This window comes from Aurantimonas sp. Leaf443 (assembly GCF_001425575.1).
Taxonomy (GTDB): domain Bacteria; phylum Pseudomonadota; class Alphaproteobacteria; order Rhizobiales; family Rhizobiaceae; genus Leaf443.
Genome location: NZ_LMRD01000001.1, coordinates 298,039 through 316,757, shown reverse-complemented (window position 1 = coordinate 316,757; position 18,719 = coordinate 298,039). Strand labels below are relative to the sequence as shown.

Below are 18,719 nucleotides of genomic sequence, written 5' to 3'. Positions count from 1 at the left end.
TCGAACCCTTGCCTACCAGCGACGCTCGAAGCGGCGGCGCAGAAGAATTGCGGAGACGTTCATGGTCACCAGGAAGAGGAGGAGCACCATGATGGCGCCCGACGTGCGCTCCACGAAGGCGCGCTCCACCTCGTTCGCCCACATGTAGATCTGCACCGGCAGCGCCGTCGCGGCGTCGAGGGGCGTCGCGGGAATGTCGGCGACGAAGGCGACCATGCCGATGAGGAGGAGCGGCGCGGTCTCGCCGAGCGCGTGGGCGAGGCCGATGATCGTGCCCGTCAGGATGCCCGGCATGGCCAGCGGCAGGACGTGGTGGAAGACCATCTGCGTCTTGGAGGCGCCGAGGCCGAGGGCCGCGGCGCGGATCGAGGGCGGCACCGCCTTCAGCGCCGCGCGCGTGGCGATGATGATGGTCGGCAGCGTCATCAGCGTCAGGACGAGGCCGCCAACGAGGGCCGCCGAGCGCGGCATGCCGAACCAGTTGACGAAGACCGCGAGGCCGAGAAGGCCGTAGACGATGGAGGGCACGGCCGCCAGGTTGTTGATGTTCACCTCGATGAGGTCGGTGAAGCGGTTCTTGGGCGCGAATTCCTCGAGATAGATCGAGGCCGCGACGCCGATCGGCAGCGACAGGACGAGCACGATGCCCATCATGTAGAGCGAGCCGACGATGGCGACGCCGAGCCCCGCAGTCTCCGCGCGGCTGGAGCCGCCATTGGTGAACAGGCCCCAGTTGAAGCGCTGCTGCAGGTCGCCCGCCTCTTCCAGCTGACGGATCCAGCCGAGCTGGCGGTCGTTGATCGGGCGGCGCGACTCCTCGATCGAGAGGTCGAACTGGCCCTTCACGGCGCTGTCCACCTTGGAGTCGGCGTAGAGCCAGACGCTCTCGGTCTTGCCGATGAGCGTCAGGTCGGCCGAGACCATGTCGCGCAGTTCGAGACGCACGCCCGGCGAGACGAGCGCGGCCGCGTCGCGCACGGCGGCGCGGTCGTTCGGGTCGATGCCCAGGCGCTGGACGATCGCGTCCTGCGCGAGCTTGGGATAGTTCGCCAGCATCAGCGTGCGCGGGTTCTGCGCCGCGTCGCCGCGCGGGTCCACCACGCTCTGCGAGAAGGTGATCGGCAGGTTCAGCTCGGTCTGCCAGAAGGCCGTGTAGCCCTTGCTGACGACCGACCAGAGCAGCGCCACGAGGAACAGGAGGCCGAGCGCGATGGCCACGATCCCGTAGGCCTTGAACCGGCGCTCGGCGGCGTAGCGCCGCTTGAGGCCGATGTCGCGACGCTGCGGCCTGGCCGGGACGGAGCGGATGCCGTTGGCGGTCGCGTCGGTCATTCGTACTGCTCCCGGTATTTGCGCACGATGTAGAGCGCGAAGATGTTCAGGCAGAGCGTGATGAAGAAGAGCGTGATGCCGAGGGCGAAGGCCACGAGGCTCTGCGGAGAGGTGAAGTCGAGGTCGCCGGTCAGCTGGCTGACGATCTTGATCGTCACCGTCGTCATGGCCTCGAAGGGGTTCAGCGTGATGTTGGGCGCGATGCCGGCGGCCAGCACCACGATCATCGTCTCGCCGATGGCCCGCGAGGCCGTCAGAAGCAGCGCCGAGACGATGCCCGGCAGCGCCGCCGGCAGCACCACGCGCTTGACCGTCTCGGACTTGGTGGCGCCGAGGCCCAGCGAGCCGTCGCGCAGGATGCGCGGCACGGCGGTGATGATGTCGTCGGAGAGCGAGGAGACGAAGGGGATGAGCATGATGCCCATCACCAGCCCCGCCGTCAGCACCGACTGGGCCTGGATGAAGGCCGAGTAGTCGCCGGTGACGAGCCCGTTCAGCTGCGCCGAGACGTCGCGCAGGAAGGGGCCGACGGTGATGAGGGCGAAGAAGCCGTAGACGATGGTGGGAATGCCGGCCAGCACCTCGAGCAGCGGCTTGACCACCGAGCGCGTGGCGTTGCTGGCATATTCGGCCATGTAGATCGCCGCGAAGAGGCCGATGGGCACGGCGAAGAGCATGGCGATGAAGGCGATGTAGATCGTGCCGAAGAGGAGCGGCACGAGGCCGAACTGGCCGGACGCTTCCGAGCCCGCCGCCGCGAAGCGCGGTTCCCAGACCGTGCCGAAGAAGAAGTCGAGCGGCGAGACGCGGGAGAAGAAGTCGAGGGACTCGAAGAGCATCGAGGAGACGATGCCGACCGTCGTCAGGACCGCGATGGAGGAGGCCGCGATGAGGAAGACCTTGACGACCTGCTCCACCTGGTTGCGCGCCTTCAGGCGCAGGCGCAGCCGCGACAGGGCGAAGACGGTGCCGGCGATGGCGAGGAGGATGCTCGCCGCGCTCATCAGCAGGCGGCTGAGATCCTCGTGGCGCGCCTGGCGGTCGGCGACCGGCACCATCCAGTCCTCGGCGCCCGAGACGGTGGAGACGCCCCGGCGCTCCAGCAGCGGCACGAGCTGGTCGATCGTCATGGAGGCGACGTCGCGCCGCTCGTCCTCGGGCAGGACGCGGACGGCGTTGGAGAGCGAGCCGACGATGTTCAGAGAGAGGCTTGGCGGGACGGTGGAATCGGCCGGGACGCCGCCGCGCGTCTCCATCGCGATCAGGACCGGAGAGACGATCAGCCAGGCGGCGAGAAGGAGAAGCGCGGGGAGCGCGGCGAAGGCGAAGACGTAGGAGCCGTGGTAGACGGCGCGCGAATGCAGCTTGCCGGTCTGGCTGCGCGCGATCGCCTCGCCGCGGCGCTTGCCGAGGACGAAGCCGATGAGCGCGATAAGAAGGACGACCAGCACGATCGTGGATGTGGACACCGTCAGCTCCCTCGAGCGTCGAACGAAGGGGACGGGCCCCCGGCACCGTGCCGGGGGCCCGTCCGTTTCACGGTCCGGCGCTCAGCGCCGGCGACGGTTCTCAGCCCTTGACGGTGGTGCCGGCCTCGAAGGCCGTGCGGGCCTCCTCGCGCTGCGCGTCGGGCGCGGGCACGAGGCCGTACTGGGCGAGCGGACCCTCGCCGCCGATCATCTCCTCGGAGAGGAAGAACTCGACGAACTCCTTGAGGCCGGCGACCGTGCCGACATGGGCCTTCTTCACGTAGAAGAAGAGCGGGCGCGACACCGGATATTCGCCGGAGGCGACGGTCTCGACCGAGGGCGTGACGCCGGAGACGGTCGCGACCTGCAGCTTGTCCTGGTTCTGCTCGAAGAAGGCGAGGCCGAAGACGCCGACGCCCTGCGGATTGGCCTGGATGCGGGCGAGCGTCTCGGTGTAGTCGCCGGCGATGTCGGTGGCCACGCCGTCGTTGCGCACCTGCAGGCACTGCTCCTTGGCCGCCTTCTCGTCCATGCCGGACTTGGTGAAGGCCTCGAGCGCGCCGGAGGCCTTGCAGCCTTCGGCCATCAGCTTCTCCTCGAAGACCTCGCGCGTGCCGTGGTTCTCGGCCGGGATGAAGGCGGCGATCGGCTGGGCGGGCAGCGAGGCGTCGATCTCCGACCAGGACTTGGCGGCGTTGTCGACGACATTGCCGTCCTTGGCCACCTTGGCGCCGAGGGCCATGAAGACCTTGGCGGGATCGAGCGCGAACTTGGCGCCGGAGGCGGCGGAGGCGAAGACGATGCCGTCGTAGCCGAAGCGCACTTCCTGGATGTCGGTGACGCCGGCCGTCTTGCAGGTCTCGATCTCCTTGGCGGAGATGGGACGCGAGGCGTTGGCGATGTCGATCGTCTCGGGCCCGACGCCCTGGCAGAACTGGCGGAAGCCGCCGCCCGTGCCGCCCGATTCCACGACCGGGGTCGCGAAGTCCGGATAGACCTCGCCGAAATTCTCCGCGACGATCTGCGCATAGGGCAGGACGGTGGAGGAGCCGGCGATCTGGATCGGGTCGCCGCTCTGGGCGAAGGCGGGGGCGGTCGCGACGAGAGTGGTCAGGGCAAGGCCGGCGAGAAGCTTGGCGGTCACGGAAGGGTCTCCTTTCGGGAGTTTCTCAACGATCCGGGCCGCCCGCCCGCGTCATGCGTTGCGGCGGCTCTGGTTCGGCGACACCTCTAGTGGCGCCTCGCGACCTGTATATGACAGTCCGATCTCACGATTGTGACAGACTATGCCTTTGTTTTCCCTTCTCTTTCACCGTTCGCCGCCATGTCGTCGCGAACGAGCGGAAAACGGGCGGAGAAAGTCGAGCCGATTCCCAGCGTCGAACGCACGACGAGACGGCTGCGATGGCGCAGGAGAATGTTGCGCACGATGGAGAGCCCGAGGCCGGTGCCGCGCATGGCGCGCGAGGAGCCGACGTCGACGCGGTAGAAGCGTTCGGTGAGGCGCGGCACGTGCTCGGGCGCGATTCCCGGCCCGAAATCCTGCACGCCCGCCTCCACGCTCGACACCTGCCGCCCGCCGACCGCCTCCAGCTTCAGGACGATCCGCTTGCCGTCCGCCCCGTATTTGCAGGCGTTCTCGACGAGATTGGCGAAGACCTGCAGGAGCTCGTCCTCGTCGCCGACGATCCGCAGCGGTCGCTCGGGCCGCTCGTATTCGAGGCTCACCCCGTGTTCCTCGGCCAGCGGACGCATCTGGTCGGCGACCTTGTCGAAGACGCGCACGAGATCGGCGCGCGCCGTGTCCGGCAGGTGGCGCTTCATCTCGATGCGCGACAGTGAGAGGAGGTCGTCGATGAGGCGCGACATGCGCGAGGCCTGTTCGCGCATGATGGCGAGAAAGCGCTCGCGGGCGACCTCGTCGTCGCGCGCCGGCCCCTGCAGCGTCTCGATGAAGCCGGAAAGCGAGGCGAGCGGCGTGCGCAGCTCGTGGCTGGCATTGGCCACGAAATCGGTGCGCATGCGCTCCACCCGCGTCTCGGCCGTGCGGTCGCGGAACTTCAGGAGGAAGAAGCGGGGCCTCTCTCCGCGCGGGGCCCGCACGGGCGCGATCGTGACGAGCCAGGTTCGGTCCGTCGGCCGGCGCTCGTCCAGCACCACCTCGCCCGCCTCGCCGCTGCGCTGGCACAGTTCCATGGCGGCGATGAGCTCGGGCGAGCGCAGGCGCAGCGATACGGGATCGCCGAGCGCCATGTTGCCGAAGGCCTCGAGCGCGGACGCGTTGCGATAGCGGAGCATGAAGTCGCGGTCGACGAGGAAGACAGGCTCGCCGAGCGCGTCGATCACGGTCTTCATGCCCTGGTCCGGCCACAGCCGCGGCGCTTCCGGGCCGGCGCCCCGGAGCGCCGTGCGCCGGCGCGCCCGCGGCCAGTGGACGACGACCATCAGCGCCGCGAAGGCGGCGAGGCTGGCCGCGCCCGCCTGCGGATAGGCCAGGGCGAGGCCCCCGAAAGCGGCGGCCGAGCCGAGCGTTGCGCGCAGGGCGACGGCGCGGGACCTCGCGGACGGGGAAGAGGCGGGCGCCTCCGCGCTGGCGGGCGCCGCAGATGATTCGGGATCGTGCATCCCGCCAGTGTCCGTCATTCGCACAACGCTTTCGCGACGCAGCGACGGTTTTCCCGTGCGCGCGTCAGAGCACCTTCACGCGCAGGCCGTAGATGTCGAGCGTCGAGGCGGTGCCGCCGATCGAGGGGTCGATCGCGATACTGCCCGAGCCGACGGCGCCGCGCGGCACGTCCATGTCGAAGACGAAGGATTCCTCGGCGGCGCCCGTGGAGAAGCGCTGGCGCCCGCAGGCGGTCTCGCCCGCGAAGACGCAGCGCACCGAGAATTCGCGCGGCTGCCCGTCCGGCGAGCCGACCGTCAGCTCGCCGCGCACGCGCCGGCCCGCGATGCCGCCGAGAACGCCCGGCTCCAGCCCGACCAGCGTCTCCGCCCCGCCGCCCGACGGCGACTCGACGCGGATCGCGACTTCGCCGCCGGCCTGGTCGATCGAGAAGACGCGCCCGCCGCTCGGCGCCGTCACCCGGTCGATATTGGTGCCGGAAAAGGCGTTGATCCAAGGGCCGCCGCCTTCGATCGAGCCGGTCGTCACGTTCGTGTCGGGCGCGCTCGCGCCGCCCGGCGCCAGGACATAGGCGAGGAGGAGGCCGACGAGGAGGGCAAGCGCCGCGGCCAGGGCGAGCCGGGCCTTGCGCGAGGCGAGAAGCGAGCCGGTCTCGCGCGTTCCGCCGGGCGTCCAGTCGGCGTCGACGGGCGCCGGGCCCGCCGGTGCGCCCTCGCGCGCGAACATGGCGCGCAGCCGCTCGGCCGGCGTGGCGGGCGCGTCCGGCGACGTGGGCTCGGCCTGCGCTTCGTCGACGGAATAGGCCTCCTGCGGCGCGGGCGCGGGCTCGGGGGCGCCGTCGTCCTCGCGCACGAGCCCTGTGTCGCCCTCGTGCTCCTGCTCGTCCTCGGCGAGCGGCGGATAGTCCCGCTCGATCGCCTCGATCGCCGCGATCAGCTGCTGGCGCTGCTGCAGTTCGGCGGCCGCCCCGAGCGCCTTTTCGCCGGCCAGCCGGTCCATCGCGCGCTCGGCGGCCTCGTAGACCGAGGTGCGGAAATAGGGATCGGACGCGTCTCCCTTCTCCAGCGCGCGCCGGAGGCTCAGTTCGATCGCGCTCGCCAAGGGGTGCAACTCCACGCTTCGGCCACCTGCGGCCACGATCCCTCTTATAGGTCACGGCGGCAAAGCCGTTCAATCCCGCGGGCGTAGCCAGGACCGCCCCTCCCCCTCTTGCGCCAGTTCAGGACAAGTTCCGGCGCCGCTGCATTCGGCCGCACAGGCTTGCCGACCGTTGGCCGCGACCAATCTTGCCGCTCACTCCAGTTGCAGAAAGCGTCGCGATGTCGCCGAACCACCCGCATGCCGTGCCGAATCTCATCTCCCAGCACGGCGTCATCGGCGACATGCGAACGCTCGCCCTCGTCGCGCAGGACGGGACGATCGACTTCTTCTGCCATCCCGACATCGATTCGCCGACGCTGTTCGGCGACCTCCTGCACCCGTCCGGCGGCGGCAGCTTCAAGCTGTGCGCCGACGAGAGCGCCGGGGCGCTGAAGCACCGGCAGATCTACCTGCCCGACACGAACATCCTCGTCACCCGCTTCCTCGGGCAGAACGGCATCGGCGAGGTCTGCGATTTCATGCCGCTCGACGGGTCGGGCCGCATCGTGCGGCGGGCCAAGGCCATCATGGGCACCGTCACCTTCCAGCTCGAGGTCTCGCCGCGCCCGGACTACGCGCGGCGCGAGGTGACGCTCGAACCGGTCGAGGACGGAGGCGTGCGGGTGGAATGGGAGAGCGACGACGGGCCGCAGAGCGTCTATTTCTACGCCTCGATGGAGCTGCGCCTCGAAGGGGACCGGATCCTGGCCACCGCCGCGCTGCCCGAAGGCGAGACGTGCCACGTCGTCCTGTGCCCCGGCCGCAAGGACAGCCCGTCGATCGACGACGCCTATGTCGCCGACGCCTTCTCGCGCACCCGCGACTACTGGCACAAATGGGTCAATGCCGGCCGCTATCCGGTGTTCTGGCGCGAGCTGGTGGTGCGCTCGGCGCTCACCCTCAAGCTCCTGACATCGGCCGAATTCGGCTCCATCGCGGCGGCCGCCACCTTCGGCCTGCCGGAAGTCGTGGGCGGCGAGCGCAACTGGGACTACCGCTTCTGCTGGGTGCGCGACGCGGCCTTCACGCTGCATTCGCTGACCCGTCTCGGCTACCACGACGAGGCGGAGGCCTTCGTGCATTTCCTGATGGAGCGCGCGGTGGAGACGGGCGAGTCCGGCCTCCAGATCATGTACGCGATGGACGGGGCGACGAGCCCCGAGGAGGTCACGCTCGACCATTTCGACGGCTATGGCGGCTCCAAGCCCGTGCGCATCGGCAACGCCGCGCACGAACAGCGCCAGATGGACATCTACGGCGAGTTCATGGACGCGGTCTACATCTCGTCCAAGGCGCGCGGGAAGCCGGCCTACTCGGTTTGGATCAAGATGGCGCGCATCCTCGACTGGCTGTGCGACAACTGGCGCCTGAAGGACAAGGGCATCTGGGAAAGCCGCGGCGAGCCGCGCGAATATCTCTCCTCGCGCCTCATGTCCTGGGTGGCGCTCGACCGGGGCTTGCGGCTCGCCTACGACGAATCCCTGCCCGCCGACGTCAACCGCTGGCGCTCCGAACGCGACCGCATCCAGATGTCGATCCTGGAGGAATTCTGGAACGCGGAGATCGGCGCCTTCACCCAGTACAAGGGCGGCACCAGCCTCGACGCGGTCGTGCTGCTCATGCCGATGGTGAAGTTCATCAATCCGCGCGACCAGATGTGGACCTCGACGCTGAAGGCGGTGCGCGAGACCCTCGTCCACGACTGCCTGGTCCGGCGCTACAACAACACCGACGCCAATTCCGACGGGCTGAACGGGGAGGAAGGGGCCTTCACCATCTGCTCCTTCTGGTACGTGGAGGCGCTGGCGCGCACCGGCTACGTGGCCGAGGCGCGGCTCCTCTTCGAGAAGCTGCATTCCTACGCCAACCATCTCGGCCTCTATTCGGAGGAGCTTTCCTCCGCCGGCGACCATCTCGGCAACTTCCCGCAGGGGCTCACGCACCTATCCTTGATCTCGGCCGCGATCTGGCTGGACCGGGCGCTGAACGGCGACCGGAAGGATCCGCACCATTTCGAGTTCCACATGCTGGAGGACCCCGATGGCATCTTCTGACCCCGCAAGCCTTTCCGGACAGGCGGCGATCGTCACCGGCGCCTCGACGGGCATCGGCGCGGCCTGCGCCGTGGAGCTCGCGCGGGCGGGCGCGGACGTCGTGGTGAACTATCGCGGCTCGCCGCAGGAGGCCGAGGAGACCGTGACGGCCATCGAGGCGCTCGGCCGGCGCGCCGTCGCGGTGAAGGCGGACGTCTCGATGGAGGACGACATTCTACGCCTCTTCGACGAGGCCGAAGCCCGGCTCGGGCCGATCGACATCGTCGTTTCCAATGCCGGCATCCAGAAGGACGCCCCGCTCGCCGAGATGAGCCTCGATGACTGGAACGCCGTGATCGCGGTGAACCTCACGGGCGGCTTCCTCGTCGCGCGCGAGGCCGTGCGTCGCTTCCGGCGCAAGGGCCTGCGCGAGAGCGTGAGCCCGGCGCTCGGCAAGATCGTCTTCGACAGTTCGGTGCACCAGGTGATCCCCTGGGCCTTCCGCGCCAACTACGCAGCCTCCAAGGGGGGGCTGAAGCTCCTGATGGAGACCGTGGCCCAGGAGGTCGCCTCCGAGAAGATCCGCGTCAACGCCGTCGGACCCGGGGCGATCGCGACCGCGATCAACGCCGCCGAGCGCGAGAACGGCCTCGACGAGATGCTCAAGCTCATCCCCTACGGACGCGTCGGCGAACCCGCCGATATCGGCCGCGCCGTCGCCTGGCTCGTCTCGGACGCCGCCGACTACATCACCGGCCAGACGCTGTTCATCGACGGCGGCATGACGCTGCATCCCTCGTTCAAGGGCAACGGATAGGCCCGGAGTCCGGGCGGGATCCGCGTCCGCCGCCAGAAAGGGCGCGCCTTCTCCCGCTCGCGGGAGAAGGCCGTGGCGGCGCGACGAGGGCGGCGCCGCGCAGGCGGCGCCCCGACGATCCGATCGCCGGCCTCAGTAGCGCGCTTCGTCCTCGTCCTCGGTCTCGCTCTCCTTGCGGCGCATGGAGGTGAGCTTGGCAAAGACGGCGGCGGCGTCGAGCTCGCCGTCCTCGGAGGGCTCCTTCTGGCGCCAGCTCTGGGTCTGCGAGGCGGAGAGGAGGCGTTCCTCCTCGGCGATCTCCTCGGGACGCGGCATGCCGCGCGAGGCCTTCTCGACCTCGAGGTCGAGATCGATCTGCGAGCAGAGGCCGAGCGTCACGGGGTCCATCGGCTGCAGGCTCGCCGAGTTCCAGTGGGTGCGCTCGCGGATCTGCTCGATCGTGTTCTTGGTCGTGCCGACGAGGCGCGAGATCGCCGCGTCCTTCAGTTCGGGGTGGTTGCGCACCAGCCAGAGAATGGCGTTCGGCCGGTCCTGGCGCTTGGAGACGGGCGTGTAGCGCGGCCCCTTGCGCTTGGCCTCGGGCACGCGGACTTTCGGGGGCGCGAGCTTCAGGCGGTAACCCTCGTCCTTCTCGGCGCGGGCGATCTCCTCGCGCGTCAGCTGGCCGGTGATCACCGGGTCGAGGCCCTTGATCCCCTGCGCCGACTCGCCGTCCGCGATCGCCTTCACCTCGAGCGGGTGCAGCGTGCACAGTTCGGCGATCTGCTCGAAGGAGAGCGAGGTGTTGTCGACGAGCCAGACGGCCGTCGCCTTTGGCATCAGAAGCTGCTGAGCCATGGATACAATCCTCCTTATGGCCCGCCCCGGAGAGGCAGGCTGTGGAATCTCACCACATGTCCGGAAATCACGACACTTATAGGTTCTGGACGCGCCCCGTGCAAGCAAGGCGGCGCGCCGCGGCCGTGCGTTCGGATTTTTTCCGGCGCCGCCAATCGCGGCTTAGCCGGCCTTGTCGGTCCGCAGCACGATCTTGCCGATATGGTCCTCGTCCATGTGCGCATGCGCGCGTGCCGCCTCCTCCAGCGGATAGACCGTGTCGATGAGCGGCTTCACGGCGCCCGACTGCAGAAGCGGGCGCACCGTCTCGTCGAGTTCGCGCGCGATCGAGGCCTTGAAGGCGACGGAGCGGGCGCGCAGTGTCGAGCCCGTGACATGGAGACGCTTGCGCATGATGTCGTTGAGGTCGATCTCGACCTTGTTGCCCTTCAGGAACGCGATCTGCACGAGGCGCCCGTCCTCGGCGGCGAGTTTCAGGTTGCGCGGCGTGTAGTCGCCGCCCACCATGTCGAGGATGAGGTCGATGCCGCGCCCGCCCGTCTCCGCCTTCAGGCGCTCGCAGAAGTCCTCCGTCCGGTAGTTCACGCAGAGCTCGGCCCCCAGCCGTTCCGCGGCGGCGCATTTGTCGGCGCTGCCGGCGGTGGCGAAGACGCGCGCGCCGAAGGCCTTGGCGAGCTGGATCGCCGTCGTGCCGATGCCGGACGTGCCGCCGTGGACGAGAAAGGTCTCGCCCGCCTTCAGCCCGCCGCGCTGGAAGACGTTGTGCCAGACGGTGAAGAAGGTCTCGGGGATCGCGGCGGCCTCCACCATCGACAGGCCCTCGGGCACGGCGATGGCGTTCTCGTCGGCGACCGCCGCGTATTGCGCGTAGCCGCCGCCCGGCAGGAGCGCGGCCACGGCATCGCCCAGCTTGTGGACCCGCGCCCCCTCGCCCAGCGCCACGACGCGCCCGGCGATCTCGAGGCCCGGCCAGTCCGGCGCGCCGGCGGGCGGCGGATAGGCGCCCATGCGCTGCAGGACGTCCGGCCGGTTCACGCCCGCCGCATGCACCTCCACCAGGATCTCGCCGGCCTTGACCTGCGGCACCGGGCGGCGGCCGGGCTTGAGCACGTCCGGCCCGCCGAACCCGTCGAGGAGAATGGCGGTCATGTCCGTCGGCAGCGTCATCGGGTCGGGCTCCTGTTTCGGCGGTCCGCACGGGGCGAACCTGTCTGAAGGCCGGGAGATAGGCGCGGCCGACGCGAAGCGAAGCCGTTAACCCCGCATTAGCCATTCCCGCGTTTAATCCCGGTCATTCCATTCATCATGGATGGGCGGCACGCGCCGCCCGACGCCTCCCTGTTGACTTCGGAGCCGCCTTCGCGCGGCTCCTTTTTTGTTGTCCGTCAGGGCGTTAACCATCTCTTCACCGCGTGCCTTGTCTTGACGGTCGGCCCGCCGCACTGTGGGGCACGGGCACGTCTCCTGCGGAACTTTCGCAGGCGGCGCGCCTTTCGCTTTCAAAGAGTTGGTGTGCATCGCGATGACAGGTCAGTCTTCAGACAGCAGTCGGGACGACGACGGGACGATCCGCATCGCGGATCATCTCGCCTATTCCCGCTCGTTCCAGGCCCTGTTCAACGAAGGCATGGCGCTGGTCGACGAGACCGCGTCCTATCTCGACGGCGAGGGGCGCGATGCTGCCAAGAGCCTGACGAGAACCGCCGCCACGCTCTACGCCGCCGAATCGATGCGCCTCACCACGCGCCTGATGCAGGTGGCCTCCTGGCTTTTGCTCCAGCGCGCCGCCAACCAGGGCGACATGTCGCGCTCGCAGGTCGAGGCCGAAAAGGTGAAGGTGCGGCTCGACGGCCATGGCACGGCCACGGGGTCGCCGAGCTACGGCGAATTGCCGCCGGCCTTCCGTTCCCTCACCGAACGCGCCCTGCAGCTCGAGCGGCGCATCGCCATCATCGACCGCGAGATCTACGGCACGCCGATGCAGCGCCTGCAGCCGGTCGCCAACCCCGTCGCCCAGCAGATCGACCTCCTGCGCACGGCCTTCCACAGCTGAGATCGGCGGGGCGAACCGTCCTGCGAACCCGCCGTTCAAGGCGCCGCTCGCCGGCGCCCGACGGAGCCGCCGGCTGACAACCCGCCGCCAGGGGCGCCCGATGGGCGCGATTCCTTCGCGCCCGAACGCCGTCCGGACCACGCGCGAACGCGCCGTTCCGGCCCGCGGCGCCGCTCTTCCCTGCCTTCGACGACCCTCGCGGGCGCCGCCGATGGCGGCCCAGGCCGACGCCCGCCCGCACCCTTCGCATCCACATCGCGAAACGAAAAGACCCGGCGCGCTCGTGGCGGCCGGGTCTTTCGTCATGCGGGACGCGAGCGTCCGAACGTCGAGTCGGCTCAGATGCCGAGGCCTTCGTAGCGCTTCTTGAAGCGCGAGACGCGGCCGCCGCGGTCGAGCATCTGCTGGTTGCCGCCGGTCCAGGCCGGGTGGCTCAGCGGGTCGATGTCGAGATTCAGCTTGTCGCCCTGCGAGCCCCAGGTCGAGCGGGTCTCGTATTCGGTGCCGTTCGTCATCACGACCGTGATCGTGTGGTAGGCCGGATGGATTTCTTTGCGCATCGTCTTCGATCCCAGGTGCCTTCGCGCCTCCGGAAGCGATGGGGAAAGGCTGCGGCCAAGGCGCGCGGCACCAACTCGATCGCTGGGTGGGAGAGACGCATTCGCTTTCAAATTCAGGGGCGAGCCTATACATGAGCCCCGGGTACCGGGCAAGAGCCGAGAGTGGTGGAGACGCGAGTGCGAAACGGACGGACGGACGCGCGCCGCGCGACGGGCGGCAAGCGCAACCTGCGGCCCCTCGCGCGCCTGATGCCCTACATGCGACGGCATGCCGGGCTCGTGGCGGGCGCGCTTCTCTTCCTGACGCTGGCCGCCGCCACGACGCTGTCTCTGCCGCTCGCGGTGCGGCGCGTCATCGACAAGGGATTCGAGTCGGCCGACACGGCCTTCGTCGACACCTATTTCGCCATGCTCGTCGTGCTCGCCGCCGTTCTCGCGCTCGCCAGCGCCGGGCGCTACTATTTCGTCATCACGCTCGGCGAGAAGGTGGTGGCGGAGCTGCGCAAGGACGTGTTCCGGCATGTCGTGCGCCTGTCGCCCGGCTTCTACGACCGCTCGCTCTCGGGCGAGATCGTCTCGCGCCTCACCGCCGACACGACGCAGGTGAAGTCCGCCGTCGGCTCCACCGCCTCGGTCGCGCTGCGCAACCTGATCCTCGGCATCGGCGCCGTCGCCATGATGGCCTTTACGAGCCCCGGCCTGTCGCTGATCGTCATCGGCGCGATCCCGCTCGTCGTCGTGCCGCTCGTCGCCTTCGGCCGCTCCGTGCGCCGGCGCTCGCGCCTCGCGCAGGACACGCTGGCCGAAGCCTCCGCCTATGCCGGCGAGGCGATCGGCGCCGTGCGCGCCGTGCAGGCCTTCACGGCCGAGCCGATCGTGGGGGCGCGGTTCGCGCGGGCCGTGGACGCCGCCTTCGAGGCCGCGCGCTCCTCGGTCGTGGCGCGCGCCTTCCTCACCGCCCTCGCCATCTTCCTCATCTTCGGCTCGATCGTCGCCGTGCTCTGGGTCGGGGCGCAGCGCGTCATCTCCGGCGAGATGACGCCGGGCACGCTCGGCCAGTTCCTGCTCTACTCCGTCTTCGCCGCCGGCGCCCTCGGGCAGCTGTCGGAGGTCTGGGGCGAACTCGCGCAGGCCGCGGGCGCCGCCGAGCGGCTGACCGAGCTCCTGGCCGAGGAGCCCGAGATCGCCGCTCCCACGGCGCCCCTGCCGCTGCCGCAGCGCGCGCTCGGCGCGCTCGCCTTCGAAGGCGTGAGCTTCGCCTATCCGACGCGCCCCGGCGTCTCGGCGCTGCGCGAGCTCAGCTTCAGCGTGCGGCCGGGCGAGACGGTGGCGATCGTCGGGCCGTCGGGCGCGGGCAAGTCCACCATCTTCGCCCTCGTCGAGCGCTATTACGATCCCGCGGCGGGGCGGGTCCTCATCGACGGCGTCGACATTTCCCGGGCCGATCCGCAGGCCGTGCGCGAGCGCCTCGCGCTCGTGCCGCAGGACGTGTCGATCTTCGCCGCCACGATCGCCGAGAACATCGCCTTCGGCGCGCCCGGCGCCTCGCGCGCGGCGGTGGAGGCGGCGGCGCGCTCGGCCAACGCGGCCGGCTTCGTGGAGAAGCTGGAAGCGGGCTACGACACGCCCGTGGGCGAGCGCGGCGTGACGCTGTCGGGCGGCCAGCGCCAGCGCATCGCCATCGCCCGCGCCATCCTGCGCGACGCGCCGATCCTCCTTCTCGACGAGGCGACCTCGGCGCTCGACGCCGAGAGCGAGGGCCTCGTCCAGACCGCGCTCGAAGGCCTGATGACGCAGCGCACGACGATCGTCATCGCGCACCGCCTCGCGACCGTCCTGAAGGCCGACCGCATCCTCGTCCTCGACGAGGGCCGTATCGTGGAGGAAGGCACCCATGCGACGCTCAGCGCCCGCGGCGGCCTCTATGCGAGGCTTGCCCGGATGCAGTTCGACGCCGCCGGCACGGACTGGCGCGGCGCCGCCGAATAGGCGAGCTCCGACGCGACGTCCAACTGCCGCGCGCCTCAGCGCTCGGTGCGCCTCAGCGCTCGGTCAGCTTGAACTCGATGCGGCGGTTGCGGGCGCGCGCCTCGGCGCCGTCGCCGGGCTCGATGGGCTGGAACTCGCCGAAGCCGGTCGCCGCCAGCCGGTCGGCGGGCACGCCCTGCTCCACGAGGAAGCGCACGACGGCGGCGGCGCGCTCGGAGGAGAGTTCCCAATTGTCGGTGAAGCGCCCGCCGGTGATGGGCACGTTGTCGGTGTGGCCGTCGACGCGGATGATCCAGTTGATGTCGGAGGGGATCTCGCGGGCGAGATCCTTGATGGCCTCGGCGAGCTTGGTCATCTCGTCGAGGCCGGCCGGCTGCAGCACGTCCGAGCCCGAGCCGAAGAGGACTTCGGACTGGAAGACGAAGCGGTCGCCGACGATGCGCACGTTCTCGCGGTCCGACAGGATCTCGCGCAGGCGGCCGAAGAAGTCCGACCGGTAGCGCGACAGTTCCTGCACGCGCTGGGCGAGCGCGACATTGAGGCGCTTGCCGAGGTCGGCGATCTGGGTGCGGCTCTCGGCGTCGCGCGTCTCGGAAGCGTCGAGCGCGTTTTCCAGGGCGGCGATCTGCTGGCGCAGCGCCTGGAGCTGCTGGTTGAGGAGTTCGATCTGGCTGCGGGCGCGGTTCGAGACCTCCTGCTCCTGCCGCAGCTCGCCCTCCAGCGACCCGGCGCGCGCGGCCGCGCCGGCCGCGCTCCCCTCGCCCGAGGCCAGCGCCCGCGAGAGGCGCGAGCGCTCGGTCTCGGCGGCCGAGAGCGAGGCGCGCAGGTCCGCGATCTGGTCGAGACTGTCCTGCGCGCTGGAACGCTCCAGCGCCAGGAGCTGCGTCAGCTCGTTGACCTGGCTGTTCAGCCGGTCGAGCACCGTGTCGCGTCCCGACAGTTCGCGCCCGAGCAGGAACTGCGCGATCACGAAGACCGAGAGCAGGAACATGATGGCGAGGAGGAGCGTCGACAGCGCGTCGACGAAGCCCGGCCAGTAGTCGACGGAGCGCTCGGACCGGCGGTTGCGCGAGAGGGCCACGGCCTAGCGCCCGTCGCGGCGCGCGTCGCCGATCTGGTGGGAGAGGCGGTCGAGCACGCCGCGCAGCTCGCGCTGCTCGCTGGCCTGCGCCTCCACGAAATCGCGCAGGATCTGCTGCTCCGAGCGCATATGCGTGACGAGGCCCTGGATGCTCTCGGCGAGGCTGGCCATGGCCGCGCTCGTGCGCGGGCTGGAGCCCTGGTCCTGCACCAGCCGGCCGAGACGCTCGGAGATCAGCCGCATCTCCTCGCCCGGCAGATTCGCGACGCCGCCATGCGAGCCGGCCGGCGGCATGACCATGTCGGAGCCGACGTCGGTGACCGAGGACAGCCAGTTCTCGAGCTCGGTGTAGAAACGGTTCTGCGCGCGGCCGAGCTGCAGGTCGAGGAAGCCGAGGATCAGGGAGCCGGACAGGCCGAAGAGCGAGGAGGAGAAGGCCGTGCCCATGCCCGAGAGCGGGGCGGAAAGGCCGGCCTTGAGCGAGTCGAGGACGCTCGCCGCGTCCCCCGTGCCCGGATCGAGCGTCTGGATCGTGGTGCTGATCGAGCCGATGGTGCCGAGCAGACCCCAGAACGTGCCGAGAAGCCCGAGGAAGACGAGAAGGCCGATGAGGTAGCGCGAGATGTCGCGCGTCTCGTCGAGGCGCGTGGCGATCGAATCGAGGATCGAGCGCATGGAGAGGGTGGAGAGCGAGATCGAGCGGCGGCGGCCGATGAGGGCGCGCATGGGCGCGAGCAGGATGGGCGGGCGCATGCGCTCGAAATCGGCCGAGCCGTCGCGATAGGCGTTCACCCAGCGCACCTCGCGCGACAGGCGCACGACCTGGATGACGGCAAGCAGGATGCCGATGCCGAGCACCCCGGCGATCAGCCCGTTCAGACCGGGATTGGTGGTGAAGGCGGCGCTGACCTGGCGCCCCAGAATGGCCGCCACGAAACCGGTGAGCGCCAGGAAGACCAGCATGGACCAGAGAAAGACCAGCGGGCTCGACAGGCGGTTCGGATCGAACGCCTCGGGACGCTGCATCTTGTCGTCGGGCGATGTGAAGACCTGCATCGCGTCCACTCACTCGTACTCGGGGAAGCCGACAGGCGAGAGGCGGGTTCCGGCTTCTCGTCGCCGGACGTCGAACGCCCCCGCGCGAAGAGCGTGCTCCCGGACCCCTCGCGCCGCCACGATAGAGAGGCGGCGCTGCGTAATCAAAGGCTTTCGGCCGAAGGCCCCGGGCGCATCCGTGACGAGGCGGGCGGCGCGGCGCGGCTCAACCGGCCCGCAGCGCCTCGCGAGAGCGGCGCGCGCCCTCGAGCTCGCCCACGAGCGCCTTGTGGATCGCCTCGTTGCCGCAGGCCAGATGTCCCGCCGCGTGGTCGAACTTCGAGCCGTCGACGCCCGACAGGAAGCCGCCGGCCTCGCGCACGAGGATGGCGCCGGCCGCGATGTCCCAGGGCTGGATGTGGCGCTCCCAGTAGCCGTCGAACCGACCGGCGGCGACATAGGCGAGGTCGAGCGAGGCCGCGCCCATGCGGCGCAGGCCCGCCACCTCGCCCATCATGCCGCGCAGCTCATGCAGGAACTGCGGATGGTCGCCATGGCCGAGGAAGGGCACGCCGCAGGCGATGACGGCCTCGGGCAGGGTCTTGCGCGCGGCGACGCGCAGGCGGCGGTCGTTGACGAAGGCGCCGCCGCCCTTCTCGGCGACGAAGAGCTCGTCCATCGCCGGGTTCAGGACCACGCCGGCCACGATCTGCCCCTCGCGCTCCAGCGCGATGGAGACCGAGAACATCGGGATGCCGTGAAGGAAGTTGGTGGTGCCGTCGAGCGGGTCGACGATCCAGCGGTGCTGCGGATCCTTGCCCTCGACGACGCCGCGCTCCTCCATCAGGAAGCCCCAGTCGGGCCGGGCGCGCGACAGTTCCTGGAAGACGATCTCCTCGGCGCGGCGGTCGGCATTGGAGACGAAGTCGGCCGGTCCCTTCATCGAGACCTGGAGGTTCTGCACCTCGCCGAAGTCGCGCACGAGGGAGCGGCCGGCCTTCATGGCGGCCTGCGTCATCACATGCAGCAGGGCGGAACGTGCCATGGTGTTGATCCCAGCTCTCTGGAGCGTGGCGCACCCGCTCGGGCGCGCGGCTCTCTAACGGACGGCGGACCGCCCGGCGTCGTCCGGAACGGTCCGCGTAAGATGAAGGCGTTGCCTCGCGCGGTCAGTCGGCGCGGCGCAGGTAGGTGATCTCGTTCGTATCGACGAGGATGCGCTCGCCCGACTCGATGAAGGGCGGCACCATCACGCGCACGCCGTTCTCCATCATCGCCGGCTTGTAGGAGGAGGCCGCCGTCTGGCCCTTCACCACCGGGTCGGCCTCGGTGATGGTGAGCACGACCTGGTCGGGCAGCTTGATGCCGATCGGGCGCTCCTCGTGGCTCTCCACCGTCACCATCATGCCGTCCTGCAGGAAGGCGGCGCGGTCGCCGACGAAGTCCTTCTGCAGCTCGAGCTGCTCGTAGGTCTCGGTGTCCATGAAGACCAGCTTCTCGCCCTCGATATAGAGGAACTGGTAGTCCTTCTGCTCGAGGCGGATGCGCTCGACGGTCTCGGAGGCGCGGAAGCGCTCGTTGAGCTTGGTGCCGTTGATGAGGTTCTTCAGCTCGACCTGCGCGAAGGCGCCGCCCTTGCCGGGCTTGACATGCGCGGTCTTGACCGCGACCCAGATGCCGCCGTCGTGCTCGATGACGTTGCCGGGACGGATTTCGTTGCCGTTGATCTTCATGCTCGTCTTCTCAA

General features: G+C 69.7%; 16 protein-coding genes. 4 read left to right on the top strand and 12 right to left on the bottom strand.

Annotated features, from left to right (window positions below; all coding sequences use genetic code 11):
* Positions 1-12: 12 nt before the first annotated feature.
* From pstA to ASG48_RS01325, 5 genes are all read right to left on the bottom strand, one after another.
* On the bottom strand, positions 13-1,332 hold the full coding sequence (gene pstA, locus ASG48_RS01345; protein ID WP_055844094.1) for a phosphate ABC transporter permease PstA: 1,320 nt from the start codon (positions 1,330-1,332) through the stop codon (positions 13-15).
* Positions 1,329-2,801, bottom strand: coding sequence for a phosphate ABC transporter permease subunit PstC (gene pstC, locus ASG48_RS01340; protein ID WP_055844093.1), 1,473 nt, complete (start codon positions 2,799-2,801; stop codon positions 1,329-1,331). The genes pstA and pstC overlap by 4 nt, the downstream gene beginning before the upstream one ends.
* Positions 2,802-2,901: 100 nt before the next feature.
* Positions 2,902-3,945, bottom strand: a complete 1,044-nt coding sequence (locus ASG48_RS01335; RefSeq protein ID WP_055844091.1) for a substrate-binding domain-containing protein — start codon at positions 3,943-3,945, stop codon at positions 2,902-2,904.
* Positions 3,946-4,085: 140 nt separating this feature from the next.
* Positions 4,086-5,444 carry an ATP-binding protein gene (locus ASG48_RS01330; RefSeq protein WP_082529157.1) on the bottom strand — a complete coding sequence of 453 codons (1,359 nt, stop codon included), beginning with the start codon at positions 5,442-5,444 and terminating at the stop codon, positions 4,086-4,088.
* Positions 5,445-5,490: 46 nt separating this feature from the next.
* Positions 5,491-6,528: a hypothetical protein gene (locus tag ASG48_RS01325; RefSeq protein ID WP_055844089.1), complete on the bottom strand. Its 1,038-nt coding sequence runs from the start codon at positions 6,526-6,528 to the stop codon at positions 5,491-5,493.
* Between the two features lie 218 nt (positions 6,529-6,746).
* Between ASG48_RS01325 and ASG48_RS01320 the strand changes: the two genes are divergently transcribed.
* Positions 6,747-8,621 (top strand): glycoside hydrolase family 15 protein, encoded by a 1,875-nt coding sequence (locus ASG48_RS01320; protein WP_244486681.1) that lies wholly within the window; start codon positions 6,747-6,749, stop codon positions 8,619-8,621.
* Positions 8,608-9,417 (top strand): glucose 1-dehydrogenase, encoded by an 810-nt coding sequence (locus ASG48_RS01315; RefSeq protein ID WP_055844087.1) that lies wholly within the window; start codon positions 8,608-8,610, stop codon positions 9,415-9,417. Before ASG48_RS01320 ends, ASG48_RS01315 begins: the two co-directional genes overlap by 14 nt.
* 132 nt (positions 9,418-9,549) lie before the next feature.
* Here the strand turns inward: ASG48_RS01315 and ASG48_RS01310 are convergent, their stop codons facing one another.
* Complete coding sequence (locus tag ASG48_RS01310) at positions 9,550-10,254, bottom strand: DUF1013 domain-containing protein (RefSeq protein WP_055844085.1); 705 nt, start codon at positions 10,252-10,254, stop codon at positions 9,550-9,552.
* A gap of 162 nt (positions 10,255-10,416) precedes the next feature.
* Positions 10,417-11,421: an NAD(P)H-quinone oxidoreductase gene (locus tag ASG48_RS01305; protein ID WP_055844084.1), complete on the bottom strand. Its 1,005-nt coding sequence runs from the start codon at positions 11,419-11,421 to the stop codon at positions 10,417-10,419.
* Between the two features lie 355 nt (positions 11,422-11,776).
* Between ASG48_RS01305 and ASG48_RS01300 the strand changes: the two genes are divergently transcribed.
* A complete protein-coding gene (locus ASG48_RS01300; RefSeq protein ID WP_055845323.1) occupies positions 11,777-12,307 on the top strand; it encodes a DUF1465 family protein in 531 nt (176 codons plus the stop codon).
* A 338-nt stretch (positions 12,308-12,645) separates the two neighbouring features.
* Here ASG48_RS01300 and rpmE read toward each other — a convergent pair whose 3' ends face one another.
* A complete protein-coding gene (gene rpmE / locus ASG48_RS01295) occupies positions 12,646-12,867 on the bottom strand; it encodes a 50S ribosomal protein L31 (protein WP_055844077.1) in 222 nt (73 codons plus the stop codon).
* A 162-nt stretch (positions 12,868-13,029) separates the two neighbouring features.
* Here rpmE and ASG48_RS01290 point away from each other — a divergent pair, with 162 nt between their 5' ends.
* A complete protein-coding gene (locus ASG48_RS01290) occupies positions 13,030-14,856 on the top strand; it encodes an ABC transporter transmembrane domain-containing protein (protein ID WP_280137987.1) in 1,827 nt (608 codons plus the stop codon).
* 52 nt (positions 14,857-14,908) lie between these two features.
* Here ASG48_RS01290 and ASG48_RS01285 read toward each other — a convergent pair whose 3' ends face one another.
* The 4 genes from ASG48_RS01285 to efp all read right to left on the bottom strand — a co-directional run bounded on the left by ASG48_RS01285 (position 14,909) and on the right by efp (position 18,705).
* Positions 14,909-15,937 (bottom strand): peptidoglycan -binding protein, encoded by a 1,029-nt coding sequence (locus ASG48_RS01285; protein WP_055844075.1) that lies wholly within the window; start codon positions 15,935-15,937, stop codon positions 14,909-14,911.
* Positions 15,938-15,940: 3 nt separating this feature from the next.
* On the bottom strand, positions 15,941-16,993 hold the full coding sequence (locus tag ASG48_RS01280) for a MotA/TolQ/ExbB proton channel family protein (protein WP_055844072.1): 1,053 nt from the start codon (positions 16,991-16,993) through the stop codon (positions 15,941-15,943).
* Positions 16,994-17,198: 205 nt separating this feature from the next.
* Positions 17,199-18,017 (bottom strand): inositol monophosphatase family protein, encoded by an 819-nt coding sequence (locus ASG48_RS01275; RefSeq protein WP_055844069.1) that lies wholly within the window; start codon positions 18,015-18,017, stop codon positions 17,199-17,201.
* A gap of 124 nt (positions 18,018-18,141) precedes the next feature.
* On the bottom strand, positions 18,142-18,705 hold the full coding sequence (gene efp, locus ASG48_RS01270) for an elongation factor P (RefSeq protein ID WP_055844063.1): 564 nt from the start codon (positions 18,703-18,705) through the stop codon (positions 18,142-18,144).
* Between the last annotated feature and the right edge of the window lie 14 nt (positions 18,706-18,719).

What these genes read in the sequence shown, in the direction of transcription:
- ASG48_RS01320 (WP_244486681.1), top strand. Translation starts at nt 6,747, where the DNA reads ATGTCGCCGAACCACCCGCATGCCGTGCCGAATCTCATCTCCCAGCAC.
- rpmE (WP_055844077.1), bottom strand. Translation starts at nt 12,867, where the DNA reads ATGCGCAAAGAAATCCATCCGGCCTACCACACGATCACGGTCGTGATG.
- ASG48_RS01305 (WP_055844084.1), bottom strand. Translation starts at nt 11,421, where the DNA reads ATGACGCTGCCGACGGACATGACCGCCATTCTCCTCGACGGGTTCGGC.
- ASG48_RS01310 (WP_055844085.1), bottom strand. Translation starts at nt 10,254, where the DNA reads ATGGCTCAGCAGCTTCTGATGCCAAAGGCGACGGCCGTCTGGCTCGTC.
- ASG48_RS01300 (WP_055845323.1), top strand. Translation starts at nt 11,777, where the DNA reads ATGACAGGTCAGTCTTCAGACAGCAGTCGGGACGACGACGGGACGATC.
- ASG48_RS01275 (WP_055844069.1), bottom strand. Translation starts at nt 18,017, where the DNA reads ATGGCACGTTCCGCCCTGCTGCATGTGATGACGCAGGCCGCCATGAAG.
- ASG48_RS01280 (WP_055844072.1), bottom strand. Translation starts at nt 16,993, where the DNA reads ATGCAGGTCTTCACATCGCCCGACGACAAGATGCAGCGTCCCGAGGCG.
- efp (WP_055844063.1), bottom strand. Translation starts at nt 18,705, where the DNA reads ATGAAGATCAACGGCAACGAAATCCGTCCCGGCAACGTCATCGAGCAC.
- ASG48_RS01330 (WP_082529157.1), bottom strand. Translation starts at nt 5,444, where the DNA reads ATGACGGACACTGGCGGGATGCACGATCCCGAATCATCTGCGGCGCCC.
- ASG48_RS01315 (WP_055844087.1), top strand. Translation starts at nt 8,608, where the DNA reads ATGGCATCTTCTGACCCCGCAAGCCTTTCCGGACAGGCGGCGATCGTC.
- pstA (WP_055844094.1), bottom strand. Translation starts at nt 1,332, where the DNA reads ATGACCGACGCGACCGCCAACGGCATCCGCTCCGTCCCGGCCAGGCCG.